This window comes from Metabacillus sp. 113a, from assembly GCF_050107635.1.
Lineage (GTDB): Bacteria > Bacillota > Bacilli > Bacillales > Bacillaceae > Metabacillus_B.
In genome coordinates this window covers 13,315-39,081 of the sequence record NZ_JBNILJ010000010.1, presented here as the reverse complement: position 1 = coordinate 39,081, position 25,767 = coordinate 13,315, and the positions used below count along the sequence as shown (strand labels likewise).

Annotated in this window: 26 protein-coding genes; all 26 read left to right on the top strand. The window is 45.8% G+C overall.

The genetic code is table 11. The features are described 5' to 3' along the window. The first annotated feature begins 51 nt into the window (after positions 1 to 51). Positions 52 to 639, top strand: a complete 588-nt coding sequence (gene grpE / locus ACQCVE_RS13955; RefSeq protein WP_426846549.1) for a nucleotide exchange factor GrpE — start codon at positions 52 to 54, stop codon at positions 637 to 639. Positions 640 to 667: 28 nt separating this feature from the next. After that, the gene (dnaK, locus tag ACQCVE_RS13950; protein ID WP_426863165.1) at positions 668 to 2,494 is read left to right on the top strand and encodes a molecular chaperone DnaK; all 1,827 of its coding nucleotides are present in this window, start codon (positions 668 to 670) and stop codon (positions 2,492 to 2,494) included. 263 nt (positions 2,495 to 2,757) lie between these two features. Next, positions 2,758 to 3,894 (top strand): molecular chaperone DnaJ, encoded by a 1,137-nt coding sequence (gene dnaJ, locus ACQCVE_RS13945; RefSeq protein WP_426863164.1) that lies wholly within the window; start codon positions 2,758 to 2,760, stop codon positions 3,892 to 3,894. Between the two features lie 21 nt (positions 3,895 to 3,915). Beyond that, entirely contained in the window at positions 3,916 to 4,857 is a 942-nt protein-coding gene (gene prmA, locus ACQCVE_RS13940) for a 50S ribosomal protein L11 methyltransferase (protein WP_426863163.1), read from the top strand. 88 nt (positions 4,858 to 4,945) lie between these two features. Continuing rightward, on the top strand, positions 4,946 to 5,701 hold the full coding sequence (locus ACQCVE_RS13935) for a 16S rRNA (uracil(1498)-N(3))-methyltransferase (RefSeq protein WP_426863162.1): 756 nt from the start codon (positions 4,946 to 4,948) through the stop codon (positions 5,699 to 5,701). A 6-nt stretch (positions 5,702 to 5,707) separates the two neighbouring features. Then, the gene (mtaB, locus tag ACQCVE_RS13930; RefSeq protein WP_426863161.1) at positions 5,708 to 7,060 is read left to right on the top strand and encodes a tRNA (N(6)-L-threonylcarbamoyladenosine(37)-C(2))-methylthiotransferase MtaB; all 1,353 of its coding nucleotides are present in this window, start codon (positions 5,708 to 5,710) and stop codon (positions 7,058 to 7,060) included. Between the two features lie 209 nt (positions 7,061 to 7,269). Beyond that, positions 7,270 to 7,941 carry a deoxyribose-phosphate aldolase gene (deoC, locus tag ACQCVE_RS13925; protein ID WP_426863160.1) on the top strand — a complete coding sequence of 224 codons (672 nt, stop codon included), beginning with the start codon at positions 7,270 to 7,272 and terminating at the stop codon, positions 7,939 to 7,941. A gap of 148 nt (positions 7,942 to 8,089) precedes the next feature. Next, entirely contained in the window at positions 8,090 to 8,263 is a 174-nt protein-coding gene (gene rpsU, locus ACQCVE_RS13920) for a 30S ribosomal protein S21 (RefSeq protein WP_426846563.1), read from the top strand. A gap of 15 nt (positions 8,264 to 8,278) precedes the next feature. Continuing rightward, positions 8,279 to 8,725 carry a GatB/YqeY domain-containing protein gene (locus ACQCVE_RS13915; protein WP_426846565.1) on the top strand — a complete coding sequence of 149 codons (447 nt, stop codon included), beginning with the start codon at positions 8,279 to 8,281 and terminating at the stop codon, positions 8,723 to 8,725. A 594-nt stretch (positions 8,726 to 9,319) separates the two neighbouring features. Further along, the gene (locus tag ACQCVE_RS13910) at positions 9,320 to 10,648 is read left to right on the top strand and encodes an NfeD family protein (RefSeq protein WP_426863206.1); all 1,329 of its coding nucleotides are present in this window, start codon (positions 9,320 to 9,322) and stop codon (positions 10,646 to 10,648) included. Between the two features lie 13 nt (positions 10,649 to 10,661). Next, positions 10,662 to 11,651, top strand: a complete 990-nt coding sequence (floA, locus tag ACQCVE_RS13905; RefSeq protein ID WP_426846567.1) for a flotillin-like protein FloA — start codon at positions 10,662 to 10,664, stop codon at positions 11,649 to 11,651. Positions 11,652 to 11,662: 11 nt separating this feature from the next. Further along, a complete protein-coding gene (locus tag ACQCVE_RS13900) occupies positions 11,663 to 12,100 on the top strand; it encodes a hypothetical protein (protein ID WP_426863159.1) in 438 nt (145 codons plus the stop codon). Positions 12,101 to 12,160: 60 nt separating this feature from the next. Continuing rightward, complete coding sequence (gene yqfC, locus ACQCVE_RS13895; protein WP_426846571.1) at positions 12,161 to 12,445, top strand: sporulation protein YqfC; 285 nt, start codon at positions 12,161 to 12,163, stop codon at positions 12,443 to 12,445. 29 nt (positions 12,446 to 12,474) lie between these two features. After that, a complete protein-coding gene (gene yqfD, locus ACQCVE_RS13890) occupies positions 12,475 to 13,662 on the top strand; it encodes a sporulation protein YqfD (RefSeq protein ID WP_426863158.1) in 1,188 nt (395 codons plus the stop codon). Between the two features lie 3 nt (positions 13,663 to 13,665). Beyond that, positions 13,666 to 14,628, top strand: coding sequence for a PhoH family protein (locus ACQCVE_RS13885; RefSeq protein WP_426863157.1), 963 nt, complete (start codon positions 13,666 to 13,668; stop codon positions 14,626 to 14,628). Positions 14,629 to 14,710: 82 nt separating this feature from the next. Continuing rightward, positions 14,711 to 16,876, top strand: a complete 2,166-nt coding sequence (locus ACQCVE_RS13880; protein WP_426846577.1) for an HD family phosphohydrolase — start codon at positions 14,711 to 14,713, stop codon at positions 16,874 to 16,876. Further along, complete coding sequence (gene ybeY / locus ACQCVE_RS13875) at positions 16,873 to 17,364, top strand: rRNA maturation RNase YbeY (protein ID WP_426846579.1); 492 nt, start codon at positions 16,873 to 16,875, stop codon at positions 17,362 to 17,364. Before ACQCVE_RS13880 ends, ybeY begins: the two co-directional genes overlap by 4 nt. After that, a complete protein-coding gene (locus ACQCVE_RS13870; RefSeq protein WP_426846581.1) occupies positions 17,336 to 17,722 on the top strand; it encodes a diacylglycerol kinase in 387 nt (128 codons plus the stop codon). The genes ybeY and ACQCVE_RS13870 overlap by 29 nt, the downstream gene beginning before the upstream one ends. A 113-nt stretch (positions 17,723 to 17,835) precedes the next feature. Then, complete coding sequence (locus tag ACQCVE_RS13865) at positions 17,836 to 18,234, top strand: cytidine deaminase (RefSeq protein ID WP_426846583.1); 399 nt, start codon at positions 17,836 to 17,838, stop codon at positions 18,232 to 18,234. Further along, positions 18,227 to 19,135: a GTPase Era gene (gene era, locus ACQCVE_RS13860; RefSeq protein WP_426846585.1), complete on the top strand. Its 909-nt coding sequence runs from the start codon at positions 18,227 to 18,229 to the stop codon at positions 19,133 to 19,135. The genes ACQCVE_RS13865 and era overlap by 8 nt, the downstream gene beginning before the upstream one ends. Positions 19,136 to 19,261: 126 nt before the next feature. Then, on the top strand, positions 19,262 to 19,405 hold the full coding sequence (locus ACQCVE_RS13855) for a YqzL family protein (protein WP_426846587.1): 144 nt from the start codon (positions 19,262 to 19,264) through the stop codon (positions 19,403 to 19,405). A 30-nt stretch (positions 19,406 to 19,435) separates the two neighbouring features. Further along, positions 19,436 to 20,188: a DNA repair protein RecO gene (gene recO, locus ACQCVE_RS13850; RefSeq protein ID WP_426846589.1), complete on the top strand. Its 753-nt coding sequence runs from the start codon at positions 19,436 to 19,438 to the stop codon at positions 20,186 to 20,188. Positions 20,189 to 20,507: 319 nt separating this feature from the next. Beyond that, a complete protein-coding gene (glyQ, locus tag ACQCVE_RS13845; protein WP_426846591.1) occupies positions 20,508 to 21,398 on the top strand; it encodes a glycine--tRNA ligase subunit alpha in 891 nt (296 codons plus the stop codon). Further along, positions 21,391 to 23,460, top strand: a complete 2,070-nt coding sequence (gene glyS / locus ACQCVE_RS13840; RefSeq protein WP_426846593.1) for a glycine--tRNA ligase subunit beta — start codon at positions 21,391 to 21,393, stop codon at positions 23,458 to 23,460. The genes glyQ and glyS overlap by 8 nt, the downstream gene beginning before the upstream one ends. Before the next feature lie 148 nt (positions 23,461 to 23,608). Continuing rightward, positions 23,609 to 24,247, top strand: a complete 639-nt coding sequence (locus ACQCVE_RS13835) for a helix-turn-helix transcriptional regulator (protein ID WP_426846609.1) — start codon at positions 23,609 to 23,611, stop codon at positions 24,245 to 24,247. 23 nt (positions 24,248 to 24,270) lie between these two features. Further along, positions 24,271 to 25,077: a pyruvate, water dikinase regulatory protein gene (locus ACQCVE_RS13830; RefSeq protein WP_426846595.1), complete on the top strand. Its 807-nt coding sequence runs from the start codon at positions 24,271 to 24,273 to the stop codon at positions 25,075 to 25,077. The last annotated feature ends 690 nt before the right edge of the window (positions 25,078 to 25,767 follow it).

The window sequence follows — 25,767 nt, the reverse complement described above, 5'->3', positions numbered from 1 at the left end:
GATCGGCAAAACCCATCCCCTTTCTCATGCATTTAAGGGAGGTGAAAGATTGTGGAAAATGAAAAGAAATTCAATGACAGCCTGCAAGCAGAGGAATCAGAAGAAAAATCCGCTCTTTCAGGGGAGGAAATTCTTGACCATGAAGACGTTCAGGAAAATGAACCTGAGATGGATGAATTAAAGGCTGCGCAGGAAGAAATTGCTTCCCTTGAGGCAAAAGCGGAAGAGTTTGAAACCAAGCTTCTCCGTGTCCAGGCAGATTTTGAAAACTATAAGCGCAGAGCAAGAATGGATGCAGAATCCGCTCAGAAATACCGGGCTCAAAACTTAATTTCAGAAATTCTTCCCGCATTGGATAATTTCGAAAGAGCGCTTAAAGTCGAAGCATCGGATGAGCAGACTAAATCACTTCTTCAAGGGATGGAAATGGTTCACCGCCAGCTCGTTCAAGCGCTGAAAAACGAAGGTGCAGAAGAAATCGAGACAGTTGGCAAGCCATTTGATCCTCATTTGCATCAAGCTGTCATGCAGGCTGAAGAAGAGGGTTTTGAACCAAATACAGTGATCGAAGAATTTCAAAAAGGCTACAAGCTGAAAGACCGGGTTATTCGCCCATCTATGGTTAAAGTAAGTCAATAAGATATACATATTTTGAGGAGGTAGCATTATGAGCAAAATTATCGGTATCGACTTAGGTACAACAAATTCTTGTGTCGCTGTGCTTGAAGGCGGCGAACCAAAGGTTATTCCTAATCCTGAAGGCAACCGCACAACTCCATCTGTTGTATCATTCAAAAATGGCGAGCGTCAGGTAGGGGAAGTGGCAAAACGCCAGGCCATTACAAACCCTAACACAATTATGTCTGTTAAGCGTCATATGGGAACAGATTACAAAGTTGAAGCAGAAGGCAAGAACTTCACGCCACAGGAAATTTCAGCTGTTATTCTTCAGCACTTGAAATCCTATGCTGAAAGCTACCTTGGAGAGACTGTTACAAAAGCTGTCATAACGGTTCCTGCTTATTTCAATGATGCAGAACGCCAGGCTACTAAAGACGCCGGCCGTATTGCGGGTCTCGAAGTTGAGCGGATCATCAATGAACCGACAGCTGCCGCTCTTGCTTACGGTCTGGATAAACAGGATGAAGATCAAACCATTCTTGTTTATGATCTTGGCGGCGGTACATTTGACGTATCCGTTCTCGAATTGGGAGACGGCGTGTTTGAAGTTCGTTCTACTGCAGGGGATAACCGCCTTGGAGGAGACGACTTTGACCAGGTAATTATTGATTATCTTGCGGCTGAATTCAAAAAAGAAAACGGCATTGACCTTTCTAAAGATAAAATGGCGCTTCAGCGTCTGAAGGATGCAGCAGAAAAAGCGAAGAAGGACCTTTCCGGAGTTTCTTCTACTCAAATTTCTCTTCCTTTCATCACGGCAGGGGAAGCGGGACCTCTTCACTTGGAGATTAACCTTTCAAGAGCAAAATTCGAAGAGCTTTCTTCAGATCTTGTTGAACGCACGATGGCTCCAGTACGCCAGGCACTACAGGATGCAGGCATTTCCAAAGAGCAGCTTGATAAAGTTATTCTTGTCGGAGGATCCACACGGATTCCAGCAGTTCAGGATGCAATCAAGAAGGAAACGGGCAAAGAGCCGCACAAAGGAGTAAATCCTGATGAAGTGGTTGCTCTCGGCGCTTCCATCCAGGGCGGTGTAATCACAGGTGACGTTAAAGATGTCGTTCTTCTTGACGTAACCCCTCTATCCCTTGGAATTGAGACAATGGGCGGTGTATTCACCAAGCTTATTGAACGGAATACGACAATTCCTACGAGCAAATCACAGACGTTCTCAACGGCAGCTGACAGCCAGACAGCTGTTGACATTCACGTTCTTCAAGGTGAGCGCCCAATGTCAGCAGACAACAAGACGCTTGGCCGCTTCCAGCTGACGGATATTCCGCCGGCACCAAGAGGTGTTCCTCAAATCGAAGTAAGCTTCGATATTGATAAAAACGGAATCGTAAACGTGCGTGCGAAGGATCTTGGCACGAACAAAGAACAGACCATCACCATTAAATCTTCAACTGGTTTGAGCGACGATGAAATCGACCGCATGGTGAAAGAAGCGGAAGAAAATGCAGACGCGGATAAAAAACGCAAAGAAGAAGTAGAAGTCCGCAATGAAGCGGATCAGCTTGTTTTCACTACTGATAAGACACTTAAAGACCTCGAGGGCAAAGTGGATGAAGCAGAAGTGAAAAAAGCAAATGATGCTAAAGATGCTTTGAAAGCAGCGATCGAGAAAAATGAACTCGAGGAAATCAAAGCGAAAAAAGACGAGCTGCAGGAAATTGTCCAGCAGCTTTCCATGAAGCTTTATGAAGAAGCCGCGAAACAGCAGCAAGGCCAGGAAGGCGAAGCTGGCGGGCAGGACGACAATGTAGTTGACGCGGACTACGAAGAAGTTGACGACAACGACAAAAAATAAGAACGGTTAAGACCCAGAAAAGTCAAAGTCAGGCTTGCCTTGACTTTGACTTTTTTTACGATTGGCCGGTACAGTGCAGAACAGCAAGCTATCACCCTCCGTTTCTCATGCATTTGCGGCAAAGCACCGCGCATGGGACCAGTTGGACAGCCGGCGTGAGCAAGACTCCATGAATAGGAACCGGGGCTTCTTTTTGCTGTTGCTACATGAAGCTTGAAAATGATACAATTTACTTTATGTGAGAATTCGGGAGTGAGAGGATTATGAGTAAGCGAGACTACTATGATGTACTTGGAGTCGGGAAAGATGCTTCGAAAGAGGAGGTCAAGCGAGCCTACCGTAAGCTTTCGAAAAAGTATCATCCTGATATTAACAAAGATGCAGATGCAGATGATAAATTTAAAGAAGTCAAAGAAGCATATGAAGTGCTGAGTGATGATCAGAAACGCGGCCATTACGACCAATTCGGTCATACAGACCCTAATCAGGGCTTTGGCGGCTTCGGCGGTCAGGGTGGAGATTTCGGCGGAGGCGGTTTTGGCTTTGATGACATCTTCAGTTCCATTTTTGGCGGCGGAGGCGGACGGCGAAGAGATCCTAATGCCCCTCGTCAGGGAGCGGATCTTCAATACACCATGTCCATGAGTTTTGAGGAAGCAGCGTTCGGCATTGAAAAAGAAATTGAGATCCCTCGGGACGAAACATGCAGTACATGTACAGGTTCTGGAGCAAAACCGGGGACCTCTCCGGAAACATGTTCCCATTGCGGCGGCTCCGGCCAGCTGAACGTAGAGCAAAATACACCTTTCGGCAGGATTGTAAACCGCAGGGTGTGCCACCATTGCAGCGGAACTGGCAAAATGATTAAACATAAATGCTCTACCTGCGGCGGCGAGGGCACAGTGAAGCGCCGCAAGAAAATTAAAGTCAACATCCCGGCGGGAGTCGATGACGGTCAGCAGCTGCGCGTTTCAGGACAAGGGGAGGCAGGCATGAACGGCGGACCTGCAGGAGATCTTTATGTCGTATTCAGCGTAAGGCCTCACGATTTCTTTGAGAGAGACGGCGATGATGTATATTGTGAAATGCCGCTAACCTTCTCCCAATCTGCACTTGGTGATGAGATTGAAGTGCCGACGCTTCAGGGTAAAGTAAAATTAAAGGTCCCGGCAGGCACACAAGCCGGCACAAAATTCCGTCTCAAAGGCAAAGGAATTCCAAATGTCAGAGGCTATGGTCAAGGCGATCAGCATATCGTTGTCCGGGTGGTCACACCTACCAATCTGACAGAAAAACAAAAGGATCTTCTCAGAGAGTTTGCGGAAACGACTGGAAACCGTCCGGATGAAAATGAAGAAAGCTTTTTTGATAAAGTAAAAAGAGCAATAAAAGGCGATTAAATTTAAGGAGTTGGCAGAGGAATGAAATGGTCGGAAATCAGTATCCATACAACACAGGAAGCAGTAGAACCAATCTCAAATATTTTACACGAAGCCGGAGCGAGCGGAGTCGTAATTGAAGATCAGATGGACCTGCTTAAAGACCGGGAAAGCGTTTATGGAGAAATCTACCATCTCGATCCGCAGGATTATCCCTCAGAAGGGGTCATCGTCAAAGCCTATCTGCCAATGAATAGTTTTTTAGCCGAAACGGTTGAAGGCATCACCGATTCAATTGAAGGCCTTACAGAATACGGCATCAACGTTGGATCTAAGCAGCTGACAACGAGTGAAGTCCATGAGGAAGACTGGGCAACAGCCTGGAAGAAATATTATCACCCGGTGAAAATATCTGAAAAATTTACCATTGTGCCAACCTGGGAAGAATACGAACCGGTCCATTCAGACGAACTGATTATCGAGCTTGATCCCGGAATGGCATTCGGTACAGGAACCCATCCTACAACTGTCCTGTGTATTCAAGCTTTGGAGCGCACCGTTAATAAAGGAGACCGGGTTATTGATGTCGGTACCGGATCCGGGGTTCTGAGCATTGCTTCCGCCCTGCTTGGTGCATCACCCGTTCAGGCCATGGATCTTGATCCCGTGGCTGTAGAGAGCGCCAGACAGAATACGGTGCTGAATAAAGTAGATGACAAGATCTCCGTCTTCCAAAATGATCTTCTTAATGGAATTTACGACCAGGCGGATGTCATCGTTGCCAATATCCTTGCAGAAGTCATCGTGAAATTTACGGATGATGCGTTTAGATTGGTGAAGGATGGCGGGTGGTTCATCACCTCGGGCATTATCCTGAATAAGAAAAGTGAAGTGAAAGATGCACTGGAAAAAGCCGGATTCACTATTGCCGAAACGCTCGTTATGGAGGATTGGGTCGCTTTTCTTGCAAGAAAAAATGCTTGAGTATAATGGATTTGAGTGAGGGAAGAACGGGGCAGGCTCCTTTTAGCCCGCCCCCTTTTTTCTGATCCTGACTGGAAGGAAGATGGCTATGCAGCGATATTTTACTGACCGCACCAAAAAGGATATAGGAGATGACATCCAGGCTGCCGGCGACGATCTGCATCACATACTGAAAGTAATGCGGATGAAAGCGGGAGACCCAATGATCTGGGTGACTGCGGATGGAGAGGAAGCACTGTGCACCCTTGCCTCCCATGAACAGGATCAAGCAGTTTGTAAGGTTAAGGAATGGGTGACAGTAAATAAAGAACTCCCTCTTCACGTAGCCATTGCATGCGGGCTGCCTAAAGGGGATAAACTGGAGCTGATTATTCAAAAAGGCACAGAGCTCGGAGCTGCCCGGTTTATCCCTTTTAATGCGGCTCGTTCTGTAGTAAAATTGGATGATAAAAAAGCAAAAAAGAAAACAGAGCGCTGGCAGAAGATTTCAAAGGAAGCAGCTGAACAGTCTTACCGAAATCAAATCCCTGCAGTCCATGATCCGGTTTCCTTAAAGACTCTGGCCGACATGGCCGAATCATATGACAGAAAGATCGCAGCCTACGAGGAAGCGGCCAAGCAAGGGGAGAAAAGCACCTTTGCACGCATTTTGGAAGACCTCTCACCTGGCCAGTCCCTTTTCATTGCCACAGGGCCGGAGGGAGGATTCACTCCCGAAGAAATTGAATTTTTAAAGAGCCGCGGTTTTGCTGATGCAGGCTTTGGACCAAGAATTTTACGGACTGAAACCGCTCCGCTTTACGCTTTATCGGCGGTTTCCTACCATTTTGAATTAATGAGGTGAAGATATATGGCATCTGTTGCGTTTCATACATTAGGCTGTAAAGTAAATCATTATGAAACGGAGGCCATTTGGCAGCTGTTCAAAGAAGCAGGCTATGAAAGAAAAGAATTTGAAGGTACAGCGGACGTGTATGTCATCAATACGTGCACGGTAACCAATACAGGAGATAAAAAGAGCCGGCAGGTGATCCGCCGCGCCATCAGGAAAAATCCGGATGGGGTGATATGTGTAACGGGATGCTACGCTCAAACATCCCCTGCTGAAATTATGGCAATACCGGGTGTGGATATTGTGGTCGGCACACAGGACCGGAACAAGATGCTCGGCTACATTGACCAGTTCCGGGAGGAAAGACAGCCGATTAACGGTGTTGGCAATATCATGAAAGCCAGAACATATGAGGAACTGGATGTACCTGCTTTTACAGACCGTACCCGAGCGTCTCTGAAGATCCAGGAAGGCTGCAATAATTTTTGCACATTCTGCATCATCCCCTGGGCACGCGGCTTAATGCGCTCAAGAGATCCAAAAGAAGTCATTAAACAGGCTCAGCAGCTGGTGGATGCGGGATATAAAGAAATTGTTCTGACAGGCATCCATACCGGCGGCTACGGCGAAGATATGAAGGATTACAATTTCGCTGCCCTGCTTCGCGAGCTTGACGAGCAGGTGAAAGGCTTGAAAAGAATCCGTATTTCCTCGATTGAAGCGAGCCAGATTACAGATGAAGTCATTGAAGTGCTGGATCAGTCTGATAAAATCGTCCGTCACCTTCACATTCCAATTCAATCAGCTTCCAATACGGTCCTGAAGAGAATGAGAAGAAAATACACAATGGAATTTTTCGCAGAGAGACTTGTGCGTTTGAAGAAAGCTCTTCCGGGTCTCGCCGTTACCTCAGATGTTATTGTCGGTTTTCCGGGAGAAACAGAAGAAGAATTTTTGGAAACCTATCATTTTATAAAAGAGCATAAATTTTCTGAGCTTCATGTATTTCCTTACTCCAAACGGACAGGCACTCCTGCCGCCAGAATGGACGATCAAGTGGACGAGGAAGTTAAAAATGAACGGGTTCACCGTTTGATTGGGCTTTCCGATCAGCTTGCAAAGGAATATGCCTCTGCCTTCGAAGGGGAAGTTCTTGAAGTCATTCCTGAAGAAGAATTTAAAGACGCTCCCGGCAGCGGAATGTATGCGGGCTATACAGATAACTACATGAAAGTCGTTTTTAAAGCCTCTGAAGAAATGGTAGGGAAAATTGTACGCGTGAAAATAGAAAAAGCTGGTTATCCTTACAATGAAGGCCAAATTGTAAGAGTTTTGGAAGATCAGCCCGAAGGCATCCGCTTAAGCTCTTAACATTCATGGAAATCCGGTCTTCGGATTTCTTTTTTAATTTGCGGTGACTGCAGCGAAAACCAGCAGCCGGTTTTTCAGGAGCTAATACAATTGCAGCGCTTAGTATAGTGGAAATCCGTTGCTTTTTTTCGAGAGGATGACGGAACTTGTCCGACTATGTATAATATAAGAGCAAGAAGTCAGACGACTAGTTGAGAGGGGTTACAGCCATGACTGAAAAATTAGCTAAAATGATAGATCACACCGCATTAAAACCTGATACAACAAGAGCGCAAATTGAAAAATTATGTGCGGAAGCAAAGGAATATCATTTTGCTTCCGTTTGTGTAAACCCGGCCTGGGTAGAAACCTGCGCCCGTCTTTTAGATGGTTCAGATGTAAAGGTCTGCACAGTAATAGGATTTCCCCTGGGAGCCTCTACTCCGGAAACAAAAGCATTTGAAACGATGGATGCGATTAAAAAAGGAGCAGAAGAAGTTGATATGGTTATCAATATCGGCGCGCTTAAGGATGGAGATGCAGAGCTTGTTGAAAAGGATATTCGTGCTGTGACCGAAGCAGCCAAAGGAAAGGCGCTAACAAAGGTTATTATTGAAACCTGCCTTTTGACTGACGAAGAAAAAACGCTTGCCTGTGAGCTCTCAGTTAAAGCTGGAGCGGATTTCGTTAAAACGTCTACCGGCTTTTCTTCCGGCGGAGCAACAGTTGAAGATATCCGCTTAATGAGAAAAACAGTCGGTCCTGAAATTGGAGTGAAGGCATCCGGAGGCGTTCGGGACCGCCAAGGTGCTGACCTGATGGTTGAAGCCGGTGCGACACGTATTGGAGCCAGTGCAGGGATCAGCATCGTAACCGGCGGCGCTTCCCAGTCCGATTATTGATGTAAACACGGTTTAAAACCGAGGTTTCAAGCGTGTTTTTGGTTGACCAGCTACTTCGATTATATTATAATGGCAGAGTACATGTTTAAATAAGCATGACAACTTTGAAGCATTCGTCGATTGGTGTATTCGGAGGGAGGGAAATAGCATGTCTAGAACAGTAGTTAAGAAAAATGAATCGCTTGAAGAAGCTCTTCGCCGCTTTAAACGTTCCGTTTCAAAAACAGGCACGTTGCAAGAAGCGAGAAAGCGTGAATTTTATGAAAAACCTAGCGTAAAACGCAAAAAGAAATCAGAGGCGGCTAGAAAACGCAAATTCTAAAAGAGGGTGTATTGCATGAGTCTTCTTGATCGTTTAAATCAGGACATGAAGCAAGCGATGAGAAATAAAGACAAAGACAGACTCACTGTTATACGGATGGTCAAAGCTTCCATGCAAAATGAAGCGATCAAGCTTAACAAATCCGAGTTGTCTGAAGAAGAGGAATTAACCATCCTCTCTCGTGAACTTAAACAACGTAAGGACTCCCTCCAGGAATTCAAAAACGCTGATCGTTCTGATTTAGTAGATAAACTTCAAGCTGAAATTGTGATTGTAAATGAGTATATGCCTGAACAGCTTTCAGATGAAGAGCTGCTGGCGATCATCAATCAAGCGATTGAAGAAACCGGTGCTTCTTCCAAGTCTGAAATGGGCAAGGTAATGGCTGCCATCATGCCAAAAGTAAAAGGCAAAGCAGACGGATCCCTTGTCAACAAGCTCGTACAGCAGCAGCTATCATAAAATTAGCAGCAAAACACCCTGTCAATCGGCAGGGTGTTTTTACTATTCATTAAAGCTATGTAAGAACTTCCTATGCAGCGGCTTCAGTCAAAGACAGCAGTTGATAACATGAATGAATAGAAGCAGCCGATCCCCAGTTAGAACGTAAGGGATTAAAAAAATAAGAGGCAAACAATCAATCGGTAAAATCATTCGAAATCGGCTGCAATCCTGGTTGTGCACCCGCAATGTCAATTAGGAAAGGCCCGCAAGCAGATGATGCCTGACAGCATCTTAATGGTTGACTCTAAGCTGTCGATAAGGCAAAAATAAAGGTGAAAAAAACTGCCTCCCGAATTACTGAATGTCCATATTCAGAAATAAAGTCATACGTGCCGCATTGGGAGCGCAAATAATATGGCATGATAAAAGATGCATTTCCTTATGCGGTGCCCGGCAGCTTTTCCTCACTCTTTAGCCCGTTTCACGGCATCGCCGTGCAGCCCAATGCTCTTCAATAGGTTTAGTTTTGTAAAAATTGACCGATAATATGAATCTTTCAAGGATTTAAAACGTAGTACCATTAAGGGAGGCCCTGGAAGGAGGAGATGGAGCATAAAAGCGGGAAGAATTGTAATCGTTTGCGTTTTCTTCTTTTTAGTCAGTTTGACAGCTGGGGCGATTTTCCCCGCTAAGGGAGCAGAGACAAAGGGCGGAATGGTTATTCCGGTGAAAGATGAAGTAGACTCAGTTATGGCAGGTTTTATAGAGCGCTCCGTCACTAAGGCAGAGAATGACGGGCTCGCACACATCATCTTGGATATGAATACGCCGGGCGGTTCCCTGCAAGCAGCTTTGGACATATCGGAGCAGCTCAGAGAAACGAAGATTCCTGTAACTGCGTTTGTTAATACAAGGGCGCTTTCTGCGGGGGCATACATCGCGCTCAGTGCAGATTCCATTTATGTGAAGGATCAGTCCAAGATGGGGGCAGCAGCTGTAATCAGAGGGAACGGAAGCGATGCCGACAAGAAAACGCAATCGTTTTGGCTCGCTGAACTAAAAGAAACCGCTGAAAGCAGCGGACGCGATCCTAAATATGCGCTGGCCATGGCAGATGATTCAGTTGATCTTCCTGAAGTTAATGCCGGGAAAGGCAAGCTGCTGACGTTAACTGGAGAACAGGCGCTGGAAGTCGGATATGCAGAAGGGAAGGCATCTGCTTTAAAAGATGTTTTGTCTAACCTGAATGTATCTGATTCAGGCACGCAAACTGCTGAGATGGGTTTTGCTGACCACGCAGCCAGGTTTCTTACGAATCCGGCAGTGATCCCCATCCTGCTGACTATTGCCTTGCTGGGCCTTCTGCTGGAGCTTTACACTCCAGGCTTCGGTATTTTCGGCTTCATTGGATTATCCGCCTTGTTTCTATTCTTTTTCGGCCATTTGGCTGCCGGTCTTGCCGGTATGGATGCTGTCCTGTTTTTCATAGGAGGGATTATCTTATTAATCCTGGAATTATTTCTTCCGGGCGGAATAGTCGGGCTGGCGGGAGCAGGAGCAATCGGCTATAGCTTTTATATATCCTCAAGCAATCCTGCCTGGACGATTTATTCAATCGGCATTGCACTTGCCGTATGTGTCATTGCTTCTATTCTAATAACGAGGGTGTTTGGGAAAAAGATGAAATTTTTTAAAAAGTTTATTCTTTCAGACTCCACTGATACGAAGAGCGGCTATATTTCAAACCGGACCAGATCAGAATTAATCGGGAAAACAGGTGTTTGTCTTACTTCACTTAGGCCATCGGGTACCATCCTGATCGATGATGAGCGAGTAGATGCCGTTTCAGAGGGTACGTATACAGAAAAAGGAAAGACTGTAAAGGTAGTAAAAACTGAAGGAATGCGAGTAGTGGTTAGAGAAGTAGAATCAGCACAATGACAGGAGGATATGTATGGATCCATCTACTTTATTAACGATTGGATTAGTAGCTGCCGGAATTGTTGTTTTAGGGATATTTTTTACATTTGTACCCGTCATGCTCTGGATCTCGGCGCTTGCTGCAGGTGTAAGAGTCAGTATATTTACACTGGTTGGAATGAGACTGAGAAGGGTCACGCCAAGCAGAGTTATTAACCCGCTGATCAAAGCCTATAAAGCGGGCCTTGGAGTCACGACAAACCAGCTGGAAAGCCACTATCTTGCCGGGGGAAACGTTGACAGGGTCGTCAATGCGCTTATTGCTGCCGAAAGAGCCAACATTGAGCTGAGCTTTGAGCGCTGTGCAGCCATTGATCTGGCCGGCCGTGATGTGCTGGAAGCCGTTCAAATGAGCGTTAACCCTAAAGTCATAGAGACCCCGTTTATTGCCGGGGTCGCGATGGATGGAATTGAAGTGAAAGCAAAGGCCCGTATCACGGTAAGAGCCAATATTGACCGTCTTGTAGGGGGAGCGGGTGAAGAAACCATTATAGCTCGTGTAGGGGAAGGAATCGTAAGTACAATCGGGAGCTCGGGAAACCACAAGAAGGTATTGGAAAACCCGGATATGATTTCTCAAACGGTATTGAACAAAGGGCTTGATTCAGGCACAGCCTTTGAAATTCTCTCGATTGATATTGCAGACGTGGACATCGGCAAAAATATTGGAGCCATCCTCCAGACCGATCAGGCGGAAGCAGATAAGAATATTGCCCAGGCTAAGGCGGAAGAGCGAAGGGCTATGGCCGTTGCTCAGGAGCAGGAAATGAGAGCGCGGGTAGAAGAAATGCGTGCGAAGGTAGTAGAAGCAGAAGCTACGGTTCCACTGGCAATGGCAGAGGCGCTTAAACAGGGCAACATTGGTGTAATGGATTACTTGAATATCCAAAACCTGTCCGCCGATACAGATATGAGAGATTCACTTGGAAAAATGAACAAACCCGATGACTCCGATTCCAGATAGGAGGGACCAGCATGCAAGGGGTAGAATCGCTGATTAATGCTATTGCAGGCAATCCGATCATTTCAGCTGCCGTTCTTTGGATCGGGGGAGTATTGCTTTCAAGGATATTTAAAAACAAAGAAGAGAAACCCTCCGAAGGCGCTCTTCCAGCATCAGGAAGAAAACCAGAACCGCCGCCTGCAAATGATTTACCTGAAAAGGCGGAGCGTACCATGCAGGATATATACGAAAAAGCTAAGGTACAGACACGCGAGAACCGGCAAAGCAGTATCAATAGACGCAGGAAAGAAGAGCTGACGGTTGTAAAACTGGAGGAACCTGAGAAGGGCAAAAGGAAAACGGGAGCTGTCCATAACCCTGCCCTGAACGGAATCATCTGGGCTGAAATCATCGGAAAGCCAAGATCCATTAATCCGCACTATACGAGAAAGCCAAAAATAAGACCGTAAGATTCATGTATTAGAACCCCGCTTCGCTCATACATATGAGATGAAGGGGGGTTCTTTTTTATGGCGAAAAAATGGAGCAGCCGCATTGCAAATTGGATTACGAAAACCATTGAACTCCCGCCTGATGTCATGATGGATTTGCCGCGGATTACGATGGTCGGGCAGCTGCATATTTACATTGAGAACCACCGGGGCCTGCTGAAATTTACCGATCAGGAAATCAGGCTTCTCCTCAAACAGGGGCAGCTTCTGATAAGAGGAGAAAGCTTTGTCATAAGAACGATTTTACCTGAGGAAATCATGCTTGAAGGAAAAATCGAGCATGTCCAATACGTTGAACAGTAACGGCAAAACGGGAGTGGAGGAGAAGGGGTTTGAAAAACAGCTGGACAAACTTCTGGATTGGCTATGTACAGGTAAAAGCTGCAGGAAAAGGGCATGAGCGAATGATCAACGACTGCATCCGGAATGATATAATGATCTGGAATGCTAAAAATGAAGGGGATCAGACGATTTCCTTTTTTATTCGGCTTAAAGATGTACATGCCTTCAGGGCAGTGCAAAGAAATCATGACTGCAAATGCACGTTTATCAGCAGAAAGGGTCTTCCTTTCGAAATGAAAAGAGCATGGAAGAACAGCGGTTTTGCCGGAGGTATTGGATTGTTCCTTGCTGCCTTGTTTATGCTCTCCAATATGATCTGGTCGATTGAAGTGCAGGGGGCTAAACCGGAAACAGAGCACCTGATTGTGAAAGAGCTGGACAAAATGGGAGTTAAGCCGGGAGCTGTTCAATTTCTGACACACGATGCAGATGACATCCAAAAAATCCTCACAGACCGGATTCGCGCCCTTACATGGGTTGGCGTCGAGCTGAAGGGAACATCCTATCATTTGAAAGTGGTGGAAAAAAACACTCCGGAGCAGGAAGAGTATGCAAGCCCGAGACATATTGTAGCCAAAAAAAAGGCTGTCATCACAAGGATGTATGTAGAGCAGGGCAAACCCGTAGCAATGGTTCATGACCACGTGCAGAAAGGACAGCTCTTAGTATCAGGCTTAATAGGCGGAGAAAAGACCAGTAAAGCTGTACCGGCAAAAGCGGAAATTTTCGGGGAAACGTGGTATGAATCAACGGTAGAAGTGCCTTTAAAGACTAACTTCAGCGTATTTACCGGAAATCAATCCGTTAAACATTATGTTTCAGTCAGCGGCCTTGATTTGCAGGTATGGGGTTTCAGACAAGAAGAGCCTGGGGAATACGCCGCAGAACGGGACAAAAGAGAGCTGATGTTCCTGGGATGGAAAACACCGTTTGCGTATATGAAAGAGACAAAAAGGGAAAAGGAAGAAGTAAGCAGAAGCTACAATGAAAAAGAAGCCCTTAAGGCCGGGATCCAAATGGGGAAAGAGGATCTTTTGCAAAAAATTGGAGAAAAAGGCCGAATCTCCGGCCAAAAAGTTTTGCACCAAAGGAATGAGAATGGTAAAGTAAAATTGAAAATACTTTACCAGGTAATAGAAGACATTGTGAAAACTACGCCAATCATTCAGGGAGACTAAAGAATGCCAGAAGACTTAGTGTCAATGAATCAGAAATTAGAAAATCCGAATGAAGCTGTTATGCTGTTCGGAAACCAGGATATTCACCTGAAAAGGCTCGAGGAAGAGCTTGAGGTCACGATTGTAACCAGGGGTGAAGCGCTTTACGTTTCAGGAGATTCAGTAAATGTGCAGCTTACTGATGATATATTGCAGGCTTTGCTGAACGTGATCCGCAAAGGAATCGTCATTTCCGAAAGAGATGTCATATACGCTGTTGGCATGGCGAAAAGACAGAAGCTGGATGAGTTTCAGGCTCTGTTTACTGAAGAAATCACTAAAAATGCCAAAGGAAAGCCAATCCGGATTAAAACACTGGGCCAGAGACACTATATTTCTGCTATCAGGAAGGACGATCTTGTATTTGGGATTGGTCCGGCGGGGACGGGCAAGACCTATCTTGCAGTAGTAATGGCGGTTAACGCTCTTAAAAGCGGAGCCGTTAAACGAATTGTTTTGACAAGACCCGCTGTAGAAGCCGGAGAAAGCCTCGGATTCCTGCCAGGAGACTTAAAAGAAAAGGTCGACCCGTATTTGCGTCCGCTATACGACGCTCTTCATGATGTACTGGGAATGGAACATACAGAAAGGCTGATGGAGAGAGGCACAATCGAAATCGCTCCGCTCGCGTACATGAGAGGCCGTACACTGGATGATGCCTTCGTTATTCTTGATGAATCACAGAATACGACACCTGCTCAAATGAAAATGTTTCTGACGAGGCTCGGTTTCGGCTCGAAAATGGTTGTTACCGGGGATATCACCCAGGTGGATCTTCCAAAAGGCGTTAAATCCGGACTCGCCATTTCACGGCAAACCCTTAATCAAGTCAATGGAATTTCGTTTGTTGAACTGGAGCAGTCAGATGTAGTCAGACACCCTCTTGTTGGAAAAATCATTCAAGCTTACCAGAATAACGAGAGCTGATGACAGATGATCCGACCGGGTCATCTGTCTGTCTATAATCAGCGATTCGGCCTTTAACTTTAGCTGCAGGGAGGTGCCGGGCATGAAGAAAAAGAGGACAGGCTTAAAAAAACAAATCGATGTGATTAACCAGTACCGCTTTTTGCATTATATCGTGTATGTTCTCTTTGGGGCTGTTTTATTTGCTACCCTGTACGGGAGTGTAAAGCCGGAGAATCTCGATATAGAACTCCTCGATATTTCAAAGCAAACACTGTACTCCCCGATTACAGTAGTGGATACAGAGGAAACGGAACGGAAAAAAACGGAAGCGTATCAGCAAGTGGAGGATCAGTATAAGCTTGTTGAAGAGTACTCAGAAAGCCGGGTCACCCTGGTTAATTTTATTTACAATTCAGCTATTGAGGTAAATGAAGAGCCTCAGAAAACCGGACAGGAAGATCAGCAGGAAGATGCTGAAGTGAAACCGTTTACGGAAGAAGAAAAGCTGACTATGCTTGAAGAAAAGCTTGCAGATGGCCTTAAACAGAAAGTTTCCAGAGACACGCTGGTTCCCTTGCTCAGCGCTTCTCCTGAAGAGCTAAAAGTAGCAAAGGAATCTGTAGTTACTACGGTTAATAAAGTTATGAGCCGGGAGATATCCACAGATCAGCTGGATGATGCTAAGGAGCAGGCAGAGAAAGAGCTTCAATATTCCCCTCTTACCTCTGAAGTTTTGCAGTCTGCCATCGAAATCAGCCAGTATGCCATTATCCCCAATTACATATATGATGACGCAGCGACTACACAGAAAAGGCAGCAGGCGAAGGATAGTGTTAAAGAAAGTGTCATCAGGCAGGGGCAGATCATTGTTTCCGAAGGGCAGACTATTTCCCCTGAAATTTATCACAAGCTGGAACTTGCCGGCCTCGTGAATAATAAACAGTCATTTAAGCCGTTTTTAGGACTTTCCATCTTTGTCCTTCTAACGGTATCGGTCTTGATCTATTATTTTGAGAACCAGAAGAAGGCTTATGAGAACAAAAATCTCTCTCTTCTCCTGTTTTTCCTCGTGTTCACTATCGCCCTTTTGTTTATGAAAGCAATCAGCCTGTTCCAGCAGCTCGATATCGCTTACATCGGCCTGATCGTTCCTGCTGCTATGGGTCCTATGCTTGTAAAGCTGCTCATAAGCGAGCGGCAGGCGATCCTATCAAGCATCATACTTTCTGTATGCGGAAGCATCATTTTTAATGACGGAATTACAGGGACCTTCAATTTCAGCATGGGAATCTATTATCTCGCCGGCAGCCTGGCTGGTGTGCTGTTTTTAAATAAGCATAATCTCCGCTCGAGAATTCTTCAGGCAGGACTGCTCGTTTCCCTTGTGAACATTTTGATGATCACTGCGGTAACCATGATGCAGAACGGAAATTATTCGAATCTGGAGATTGGCAGCTATTTCATTATGGCAGCAATATCCGGGGCAGCTGCTTCGGTTTTGGCATTGGGAATTCAGCCGTTTTTTGAAACAGGCTTCGGCTTGCTTTCAACTTTACGCCTGATTGAGCTTTCCAATCCTAACCATCCATTGCTCCGGAAAATTCTGACCGAGACCCCGGGAACGTACCATCATAGCGTCATGGTAGCCAATTTGTCTGAGTCAGCCTGTGAGGCGATAGGTGCAAACGGGCTTCTAGCCAGGGTGGGAGCCTACTATCATGATATTGGCAAGACGAAGCGTCCGCAGTATTTTATTGAAAATCAAATGAAGATGGAAAACCCGCACGATAAGCTTTCTCCGCAGCTGAGCAAAAACGTGATTATTGCCCATGCTGCAGATGGTGCTGATATGCTGAGAAAGCATAAAATGCCGAAAGAGTTTGTCGATATTGCGGAACAGCATCACGGAACGAGCCTTTTGAAATATTTTTATTACAAAGCAAAAGAACGCGGCGATGAAATTCTTGAAGAAGAATTCCGGTATCCCGGTCCAAAACCGCAAACCCGCGAAATTGCTGTCATTTCAATTGCAGACAGCGTAGAGGCTGCCGTTCGTTCCATGTCGAGTCCGACTCCGGAACGCATCCAAAAGCTGGTGCGGGGGATTATTGCGGACCGGCTCCAGGATGGACAGCTTAACGAATGTGATTTAACATTAAAAGAACTGGATATTGTGGCACAATCCTTTTGTGAATCACTTAAAGGGATTTTCCATTCCCGAATTGAATATCCTGAACTAACAAAGCAGAAGGTGAAACAAGCATGAACAGCAAACGGCTTATAATAGACTTATCGGATGAAACGGCACTGCTGACCCCGGATGATCTCCTGATTGTAGAGGAGCTCTTACAGTTTGCTGCAGTCGAGGAGCAGGTGAAGGACGGGGCGGAAGTATCCGTTACCTTTACGGATAATGCCGGAATTCAGCAGATAAATAAAGAGTACAGACATAAAGATCAGCCGACGGATGTAATTTCCTTTGCTATGGAAGAGCAGGGGGAAGATGAAATAGAAATCATTGGTGTGGACATGCCTCAAGTTCTTGGAGACATTATCATTTCCGTTGAGAGAACAAAGGAGCAGGCCGAGGACTACGGCCACAGTTTTAAAAGGGAGCTGGGTTTTTTGGCGGTACACGGCTTTTTGCATTTGCTTGGCTATGATCACATGACAGACGAAGATGAAAAAGTAATGTTTACTAAGCAGAAGGGGATTTTAGATTCCTATGGGCTTACGAGATCAGAAAACCTCTGAAAGCAAGCGCCTTATACGGAGCTTTGTCTGCGCCTGGGATGGGATTATGGATGTTTTCCGTCATGAAAGGAATTTTCAGATTCATTGCTTTTTCACACTGGCAGCTGTCACTGCAGGGATCGTTTTCAGGATTTCAGCGGTCGAGTGGTTTATGATTACCGGGTCCATAGGGGCTGTGCTCTCACTTGAACTGATGAATACAGCGATCGAACGGACTGTGGATCTTATTACGCTGGAAAGTCACCCGCTGGCAAAAGCAGCGAAGGATGCGGCGGCAGGAGCTGTACTCATCGCAGCCGTCACAGCCGTCATTATCGGCCTGCTCATATTTGTCCCTAGACTTCTGGGTATTTTTTAGAATATTCTAATTATTTATTTTAATTTTCCCTGTGCAGACGTGAAAAAGCAGACGCAATAGGGTAAAATAAAAGCAGATACGGCTGATTTGAAGATGAAAGGATGACTCGCGGCATGAACATAGAACAATTAATCACCGAAGCAAAGGCAGCTCGGGAAAGAGCGTATGTGCCCTATTCTAAATTTAAAGTTGGCGCAGCGCTGTTATCCAAATCAGGTAAAATATTCGGCGGTTGCAACATAGAAAATGCCGCGTACAGCATGTGCAATTGTGCGGAGCGCACTGCATTGTTTAAAGCGTATTCTGAAGGTGAACAGGATTATGAGGCAATCGCGGTTGTAGCGGATACAGCAAGACCTGTACCGCCGTGCGGGGCATGCCGGCAGGTAATTTCTGAGCTTTGCAGCAAAGATATGAAAGTAATATTAACGAACATGAACGGGGATATCGAACACCTTACAGTGGGCGATCTATTGCCTGGAGCATTTTCAGCGGAGGATTTAAATGACTAAAAATGGCTATAAATCAGGGTTTGTTTCCATTATTGGCCGTCCGAATGTAGGTAAATCAACATTTCTTAACCGGGTAATCGGACAGAAAATTGCCATTATGAGCGACAAGCCCCAAACAACACGCAATAAAATTCAAGGGGTTCTCACAACGGATGATGCTCAGACAATCTTTATCGACACACCGGGTATTCATAAACCGAAGCATAAGCTTGGCGACTTTATGATGAAGGTAGCCCAAAATACCTTGCGGGAAGTAGATTTGATCATGTTTATGATCAATGCAGAAGAAGGGTACGGACGCGGCGATGAATTTATCATTGAAAAGCTAAAAGAAGTAAAGACACCGGTCTTTCTTGTCATCAATAAAATTGATCAGCTTCATCCGGATCAGATTTTTCCTCTGATCGAAAAGTACAAAGCCCTATATCCTTTCAAAGAAGTGGTGCCGATTTCCGCTCTGCAGGGAAACAATGTGGAAACCCTTCTTCAGCAAATTCAGTCGTATTTGCCTGAAGGACCGCAATACTATCCGGCAGATCAGGTGACAGACCATCCGGAACGGTTTATTATTTCCGAGCTGGTCAGGGAAAAGGTTCTCCATCTGACCAGAGAGGAAATTCCCCATTCCGTAGCGGTCGTTATAGATGCAATCGAACGGCGGGAGGAAAATGCTTCCGTTTATGTAGCTGCGACGGTAGTTGTGGAGCGCGACTCCCAAAAAGGAATCGTCATCGGCAAGCAGGGAAAGATGCTGAAGGAAGTCGGGCAGCGCGCAAGGGTGGATATTGAAGCACTCCTCGGTTCCAAAGTATTTCTTGAACTGTGGGTAAAGGTTCAGAAAGACTGGAGAAATAAGATGAACCAGCTGAGAGATTACGGGTTCCGGGAAGATGAATACTAATTTTAATTTTGTAAAGCACAAATTAACAAATATTGTTTAACATGATAAGAAGGAGCCGGGGTCATCCTATCAATAAGAAAATTGGTATAAGCTTTTCTGTTCTTCTAGACGAAAGGTGGGGGTAACATGAAGGATTTTACCTGGCAGGTATTTTATCAGACAGGTAATATTGACACGTATCTTCTTTTTAAGGAAATGGAAAAGGAGCATGCTGATGGACCCGAGGCACAGGAGGATGAGCTGGCCAGTCCCGATTTTCCGCTGATTTGATAACCGGCCCTTCCGAATGGAGAGGAAAAGGTGCTCCAAAAATGCGAAGGAATCATCATACGATCCTCCAATTACGGGGAAAACAATAAAATTGTAACGATTTACACGAGAGAGCTGGGTAAAGTCGGAGTCATGGCTAGAGGGGCGAAAAAACCAAACAGCCGTTTATCTGCCATGACCCAGCTTTTTACTTATGGAATGTTTATGTTTCATAAATCATCCGGTCTGGGCAGCCTGCAGCAGGCTGAAACGATTGCATCCATGCGGTCGATCAGAGAAGATCTATTTCTGACCGCTTATGCATCCTATATGGCTGAACTTCTGGACAAAGGAACAGAAAATCTCCAGCGCAATCCGTTTCTTTTTGAGCTTTTTCTTCAACTCTTTCAGCATTTGGATGAAGGGCTTGATCCAGATATATTATTGCGCATGTTTGAGCTTAAAATGCTTCCCGTTTTGGGAATTACCCCTCATTTAAACGGGTGTGCAAATTGCGGAAGTACAGAGGGCACTTTCCATTTTTCTGTCCGTGAAGCAGGCTTTTTGTGCCATCGCTGTTTTGAAATGGATCCTTACCGCCTTCCCATTTCACAGGGAACTGTGAAAATGCTGAGGCTGCTCTACTTCTTTGAATTAAACCGCCTTGGGAAAATATCGGTCAAAGAAGAAACCAAAAAGGAACTGAAGCTCGTCCTGGACAGCTACTATCAGGAATACTCTGGTCTGTACCTGAAATCCAAACGGTTTATGGACCAGATGGAGAGTTTGCGTGATCAGCTCTAAGCCGGTTGACATCCTGTTCAATTTTCATTATGATTCGTATATAATCAATCGATAAACATCCATGCGAAGAAGGAAAGAAGTATCAGCATCCGCTTGTATGAAGCGAATCCGGGACGGTGAAAGCCGGATTGCAGGCAGCTGGGAAAGGCATTCCGGAGCATGTTCAGTTAAAAGAGGGGAAGACAGGGGCGAATTTCTCCCGGTCTCCCAAGTAGGGTGGAACCGCGGGTAACTCTCGTCCCTATGTCATGATTGAATGGCATAGGGGCGGGAGTTTTTTCTCGTTTCGCTGCCGCTTTATAAATTGGAGGGAAAAGAAATGAACATTCAAAATATGATCTTGACGCTGCAAAAGCACTGGTCAGATCAAGGCTGTATTTTAATGCAAGCCTACGATACTGAAAAAGGTGCCGGAACAATGAGCCCTTACACATTTTTACGGGCAATCGGACCTGAGCCCTGGAATGTTGCTTACGTTGAACCTTCAAGACGCCCGGCAGACGGACGCTATGGGGAAAATCCGAACAGGCTTTATCAGCATCATCAGTTCCAAGTCATTATGAAGCCATCACCGGATAACATTCAGGAGCTTTACCTGGATTCATTGAAAGCATTGGGGATTGACCCGTTAAAGCATGATATCCGTTTTGTTGAAGATAACTGGGAGAACCCTTCATTAGGCTGTGCAGGACTGGGCTGGGAAGTCTGGCTGGATGGCATGGAAATTACCCAGTTCACCTACTTTCAGCAGGTTGGCGGGCTGGAATGCAAGCCGGTTTCTGTGGAAATTACATATGGCATTGAGCGGCTGGCCTCTTACATTCAAGACAAAGAAAACGTGTTTGATCTCGAGTGGACAGAAGGATATACAGTGAAGGACATTTTTGGAATGCCGGAGTATGAACATTCCAAATACACGTTTGAGACGTCTGATCCCGAGATGCTCTTTCATTTATTTACAGTTTACGAAAAGGAAGCACACCGTCAGATGGATGAAGGTCTTGTCCATCCCGCGTATGATTACGTGCTGAAGTGCTCTCATACGTTTAATCTGCTGGACGCAAGGGGAGCCATCTCGGTGACGGAACGGACCGGCTACATCGGCCGGGTCCGTAACTTGGCGCGTAAAGTGGCAAAGACGTTCTATGATGAAAGGGAAAAATTAGGCTTCCCTATGGTAAAGGATGAGGAGGCGGAAATTCATGAATAATCGAGATCTGCTGCTGGAAATCAGACTGGAGGAATTGCCTGCCAGGTTTGTTACCAGCTCGATGAACCAGCTTGGAGAAAAAATGGAAGGCTGGCTTAACGAACTTGCCATTCCGTATCAGTCCATTCACCGGCTTTCAACCCCCCGCCGGCTGGCCGTTCTTGTCAAAGGACTGGCTGAAAAGCAGGAGGATGTTACAGAAGAAGCAAAAGGACCATCAAGAAAGATTGCTTTAGATTCAGAAGGGAATTGGAGTAAAGCTGCAATTGGGTTCTCCCGCGGCCAGGGTGCTGCCGTAGAGGACATTTATTTTAAAGAAATAAACGGGGTTGAATACGTTCATGTCCAAAAGCATATAAAAGGCAAGCTTACCTTTGAGCTGCTCAAAGGCCTTGATAAAGTAGTATCCAGTCTGACCTTTCCCAAAAATATGAGATGGGGAACTCAGGATATGCGGTATGCGCGCCCGATTAAGAGCATAACCGCTTTATTCGGCTCAGAGGTTATTCCTTTTGAGCTTGCAGGGGTGCACAGCAGCCATACGACAAGCGGCCATCGTTTCCTTGGCTCGAACTCCATCCGCATTGAGAGCCCGTCAAGCTATGAGGATCAGCTTAGAGATCAATATGTCATCGCTGATCCGGACGTGCGGAAGGATACGATCCGAAAGCAGCTGGACCGCTTGGGCTCTGAAAATAGCTGGGTAATTCCGGTTGATGAAGAGCTTCTTGAGGAAGTAAACAATCTCGTTGAATATCCTACTGCTCTGTATGGCAATTTTGAAAAGGATTATCTTTCCCTTCCTGAGGAAGTATTGGTCACCACAATGAAGGAACACCAGCGCTATTTCCCGGTAAAGGATCAAAACGGAGTCCTGCTCCCGCATTTTGTTACCGTCAGGAACGGGAATGAAGAGTATCTTGAGCAGGTGGCGCGGGGGAACGAAAAGGTTCTGAGAGCCCGTCTGTCCGATGCTGATTTCTTCTACAAAGAGGATCATAAACTGCAAATTGATGCCGCACTCAGCAAACTGGAAAAAGTCGTTTTCCACGAAGAATTGGGTACAGTTGGAGATAAAGTGAGAAGAGTTACAGCACTTACAGAATCCCTGGCTATGAGATTGGAACTGGATGAAACGGTTCGGTCAGATGCAAAACGGGCGGCTCAAATCAGCAAATTTGACCTGGTTTCCCATATGGTTTACGAGTTTCCGGAGCTGCAAGGGGTTATGGGAGAAAAGTATGCAAAAATTCTTGGCGAAAAAGAAGCGGTCGCCGCAGCCATCAATGAGCATTACAGCCCAAGACACTCGGATGACCCTGTTCCTGCATCTCAGGCTGGAGCTGTTGTATCCATTGCGGATAAGCTGGACACAATATGTGCGTTTTTCTCGATCGGCATGATCCCAACAGGATCTCAGGACCCTTATGCCCTAAGAAGACAAGCAAGCGGCATCGTCCAGATCCTTCTTGCTAATAACTGGAAGATCTCATTGCCTGAGCTGTTCCAGCTTTCCAACGGGCTTCTGCCATCCGCTCCATCTGAAAAACGAATAGAGGATTTAACAGGATTTTTCAAAATGAGAGCGAAATATGTTATGGATGAGAAGAAAATCCGCTATGACATAGTGGAAGCGATTCTTCAATCCTCTGATATGGAAGTTACCTCTATGGTTCAGCGTGCAGTCTTGCTGGACGCCGAAACTGCCGGTAAAGGATTTAAAGAAACAATTGAAGCCTTCTCACGGGTATTGAACATAGCAGGGAAAGCAGATGAAACTGCTGTCGTAAACCCAGAGCTATTTGAAAATGAACAAGAAGCAATCCTGCATCGAAAAGCAGAAGAAGCCATTGCCGGCTATCATCAAGCCACGGAGGCGTCCGATTTCCGAAGGGCATTTGCCTTCCTGAAGTCAATGACCCCTGAGATTACAGCTTATTTCGAGCATACAATGGTAATGGCAAAGGAAGAGGCAATCAAAACAAACCGGCTTGCCCAGATGAAGCAAATCGCCGAGGTGATCCATTCATTTGCCGAAACCAACGTAATCCTTGTAAAATAATGGGGGAGCCGGATCCTGTTTTTCAGGATCCACTGCTCTATTTCATGCCTTTTTTCTGCGGAGTATCATATATAATAGGTATGGTATCGTTTCATTCTTTACATAATCTTTGCGGAAGCAGCTGATCCGCAGAATGCCGGAACTGGTGGTGAGTCTAATCGAACTGAACAAGCGGCAGGAAATCATCCTTCAAATCGTGAAGGAAAACGGGCCGATAACCGGGGAACATATAGCGGATCAATTAAATCTGACACGTGCTACTCTGCGGCCTGACCTTGCCATCCTCACAATGTCTGGCTATCTCGAAGCAAGGCCAAGGGTGGGCTATTTTTATACAGGAAAAACGGGAAATCAATTGTTAAGTGATAAGCTCAAAAAGCTGCAGGTAAAGGATTTTCAATCCATCCCTGTAGTCGTAAGTGAAGGTGTCTCGGTGTACGATGCGATTGTCACCATGTTTCTGGAGGACGTAGGCACTTTATTTGTTGTAGATAAAGATTCACTGCTTGTCGGAGTACTCTCCAGAAAGGACCTTTTGCGCGCAAGCATTGGCAAACAGGAGCTTGCCTCCATCCCTGTAAACATCATCATGACACGGATGCCGAACATAACCGTCTGCCGGAATGATGACTATATCATGGACGTGGCAAAATCCCTTATAGAAAAGCAAATAGACGCCCTCCCGATCATCCGGGATACAGATAAAGGGTTTGAGGTCATTGGCAGGATCACAAAGACCAATATGACAAAAATTCTGATGAGGCTTGCAGATAACGATATTATTTAGCTTAAGGGAAGCGGGGGAACGGGATGAACAACCGAGTCATTTATGTAGTATCCGATTCAGTAGGGGAAACAGCAGAACTTGTCGTAAAAGCGGCAATCAGCCAGTTCAACGGTACAGCGGCGAATACCGTCATTAAGCGTATTCCGTATGTCGAGGACAAAACCACTCTTGAAGAGGTCGTATCCTATGCGCAAATGGACGGAGCCATCATTTGTTTTACACTCGTAGTCCCTGAATTGCGCCATTATCTGATCCAGCTTGCTTCGGTCAGAAACGTGCCGATTCACGACATCATCGGTCCGCTGATCGATAAAATGGAAACATCCTATGGCATTCAGGCAAAGTATGAGCCGGGCCGGGTTCGCAAGCTGGATGAAGATTATTTCAAAAAAGTAGAGGCGATTGAATTTGCCGTAAAATATGATGATGGCCGCGATCCGAGAGGACTTCTCAAAGCGGACATCATCCTGATCGGGGTATCAAGGACATCTAAAACCCCGTTGTCCCAATACCTTGCTCATAAACGCTTTAAAGTAGCCAACGTTCCAATCGTACCGGAAGTAGAACCGCCGGAAGAACTTTTTAAGATTCCTCCTAAGAAATGCATCGGTTTAAAAATCAGTGCTGAAAAGCTCAACAATATCCGGCGGGAGCGCCTAAAATCACTCGGCCTGAATGATCAGGCGATCTATGCAAATATTGACCGGATCAATGAAGAAATACAATACTTTGATAAAATCGTAGACCGAATCGGCTGCAACGTCATCGATGTATCCAATAAAGCGGTAGAAGAAACAGCAAACATCATCCAAACCATCATGAGTAAATAAGAAAAGCGGAGGGCGCTTGCTCAGCGCTGAGAGACGGTGGAGCTCTCGACCGAAAGGCGCACTTTGCCTTGACCGAGAGAGCGAAGCGGCCGAAGCGCTAGCGCCTGGAGCTGGACAATAAGAAAAGCGGAGGCGGCTTGTGCAGCCTCGACAAGCATAAGACAATCAGCCGGAGGAAGGCGTCCTCCCTTCCGCAGGATGAGTGGCTTATGACCTCGAGAGGCTAGCCGCCGGAGCTGGACAATAAGAAAAGCGGAGGCGGCTTGTGCAGCCTCGACAAGCATAAGACAATCAGCCGGAGGAAGGCGTCCTCCCTTCCGCAGGATGAGTGGCTTATGACCTCGAGAGGCTAGCCGCCGGAGCTGGACAATAAGAAAAGCGGAGGGCGCTTGCCCAGCGCTGAGAGACGGTAGCGCCCGAAGCTGGACAATAGCAATAGCGGTTGGATAAGGGAATTCTGCTATCCTGCCTTAAAGGTGCATTCAAAGCATTGTTGACAAATGAATGATGAATGAAGCCCAGCTGAAAAAAGTTCAGCCGGGCTTTCATTTGAATAAATACAGGACGAGCAAAAATCCTTCTGCGAAATTAAATCAAAAGGATAGAAAAAGTAGAGACTTTGTATTATAATAAAAAATTGTGATAAAATTACACTTTTTAGGTTTAGACTTTGAAGCGGTAGAATAAACT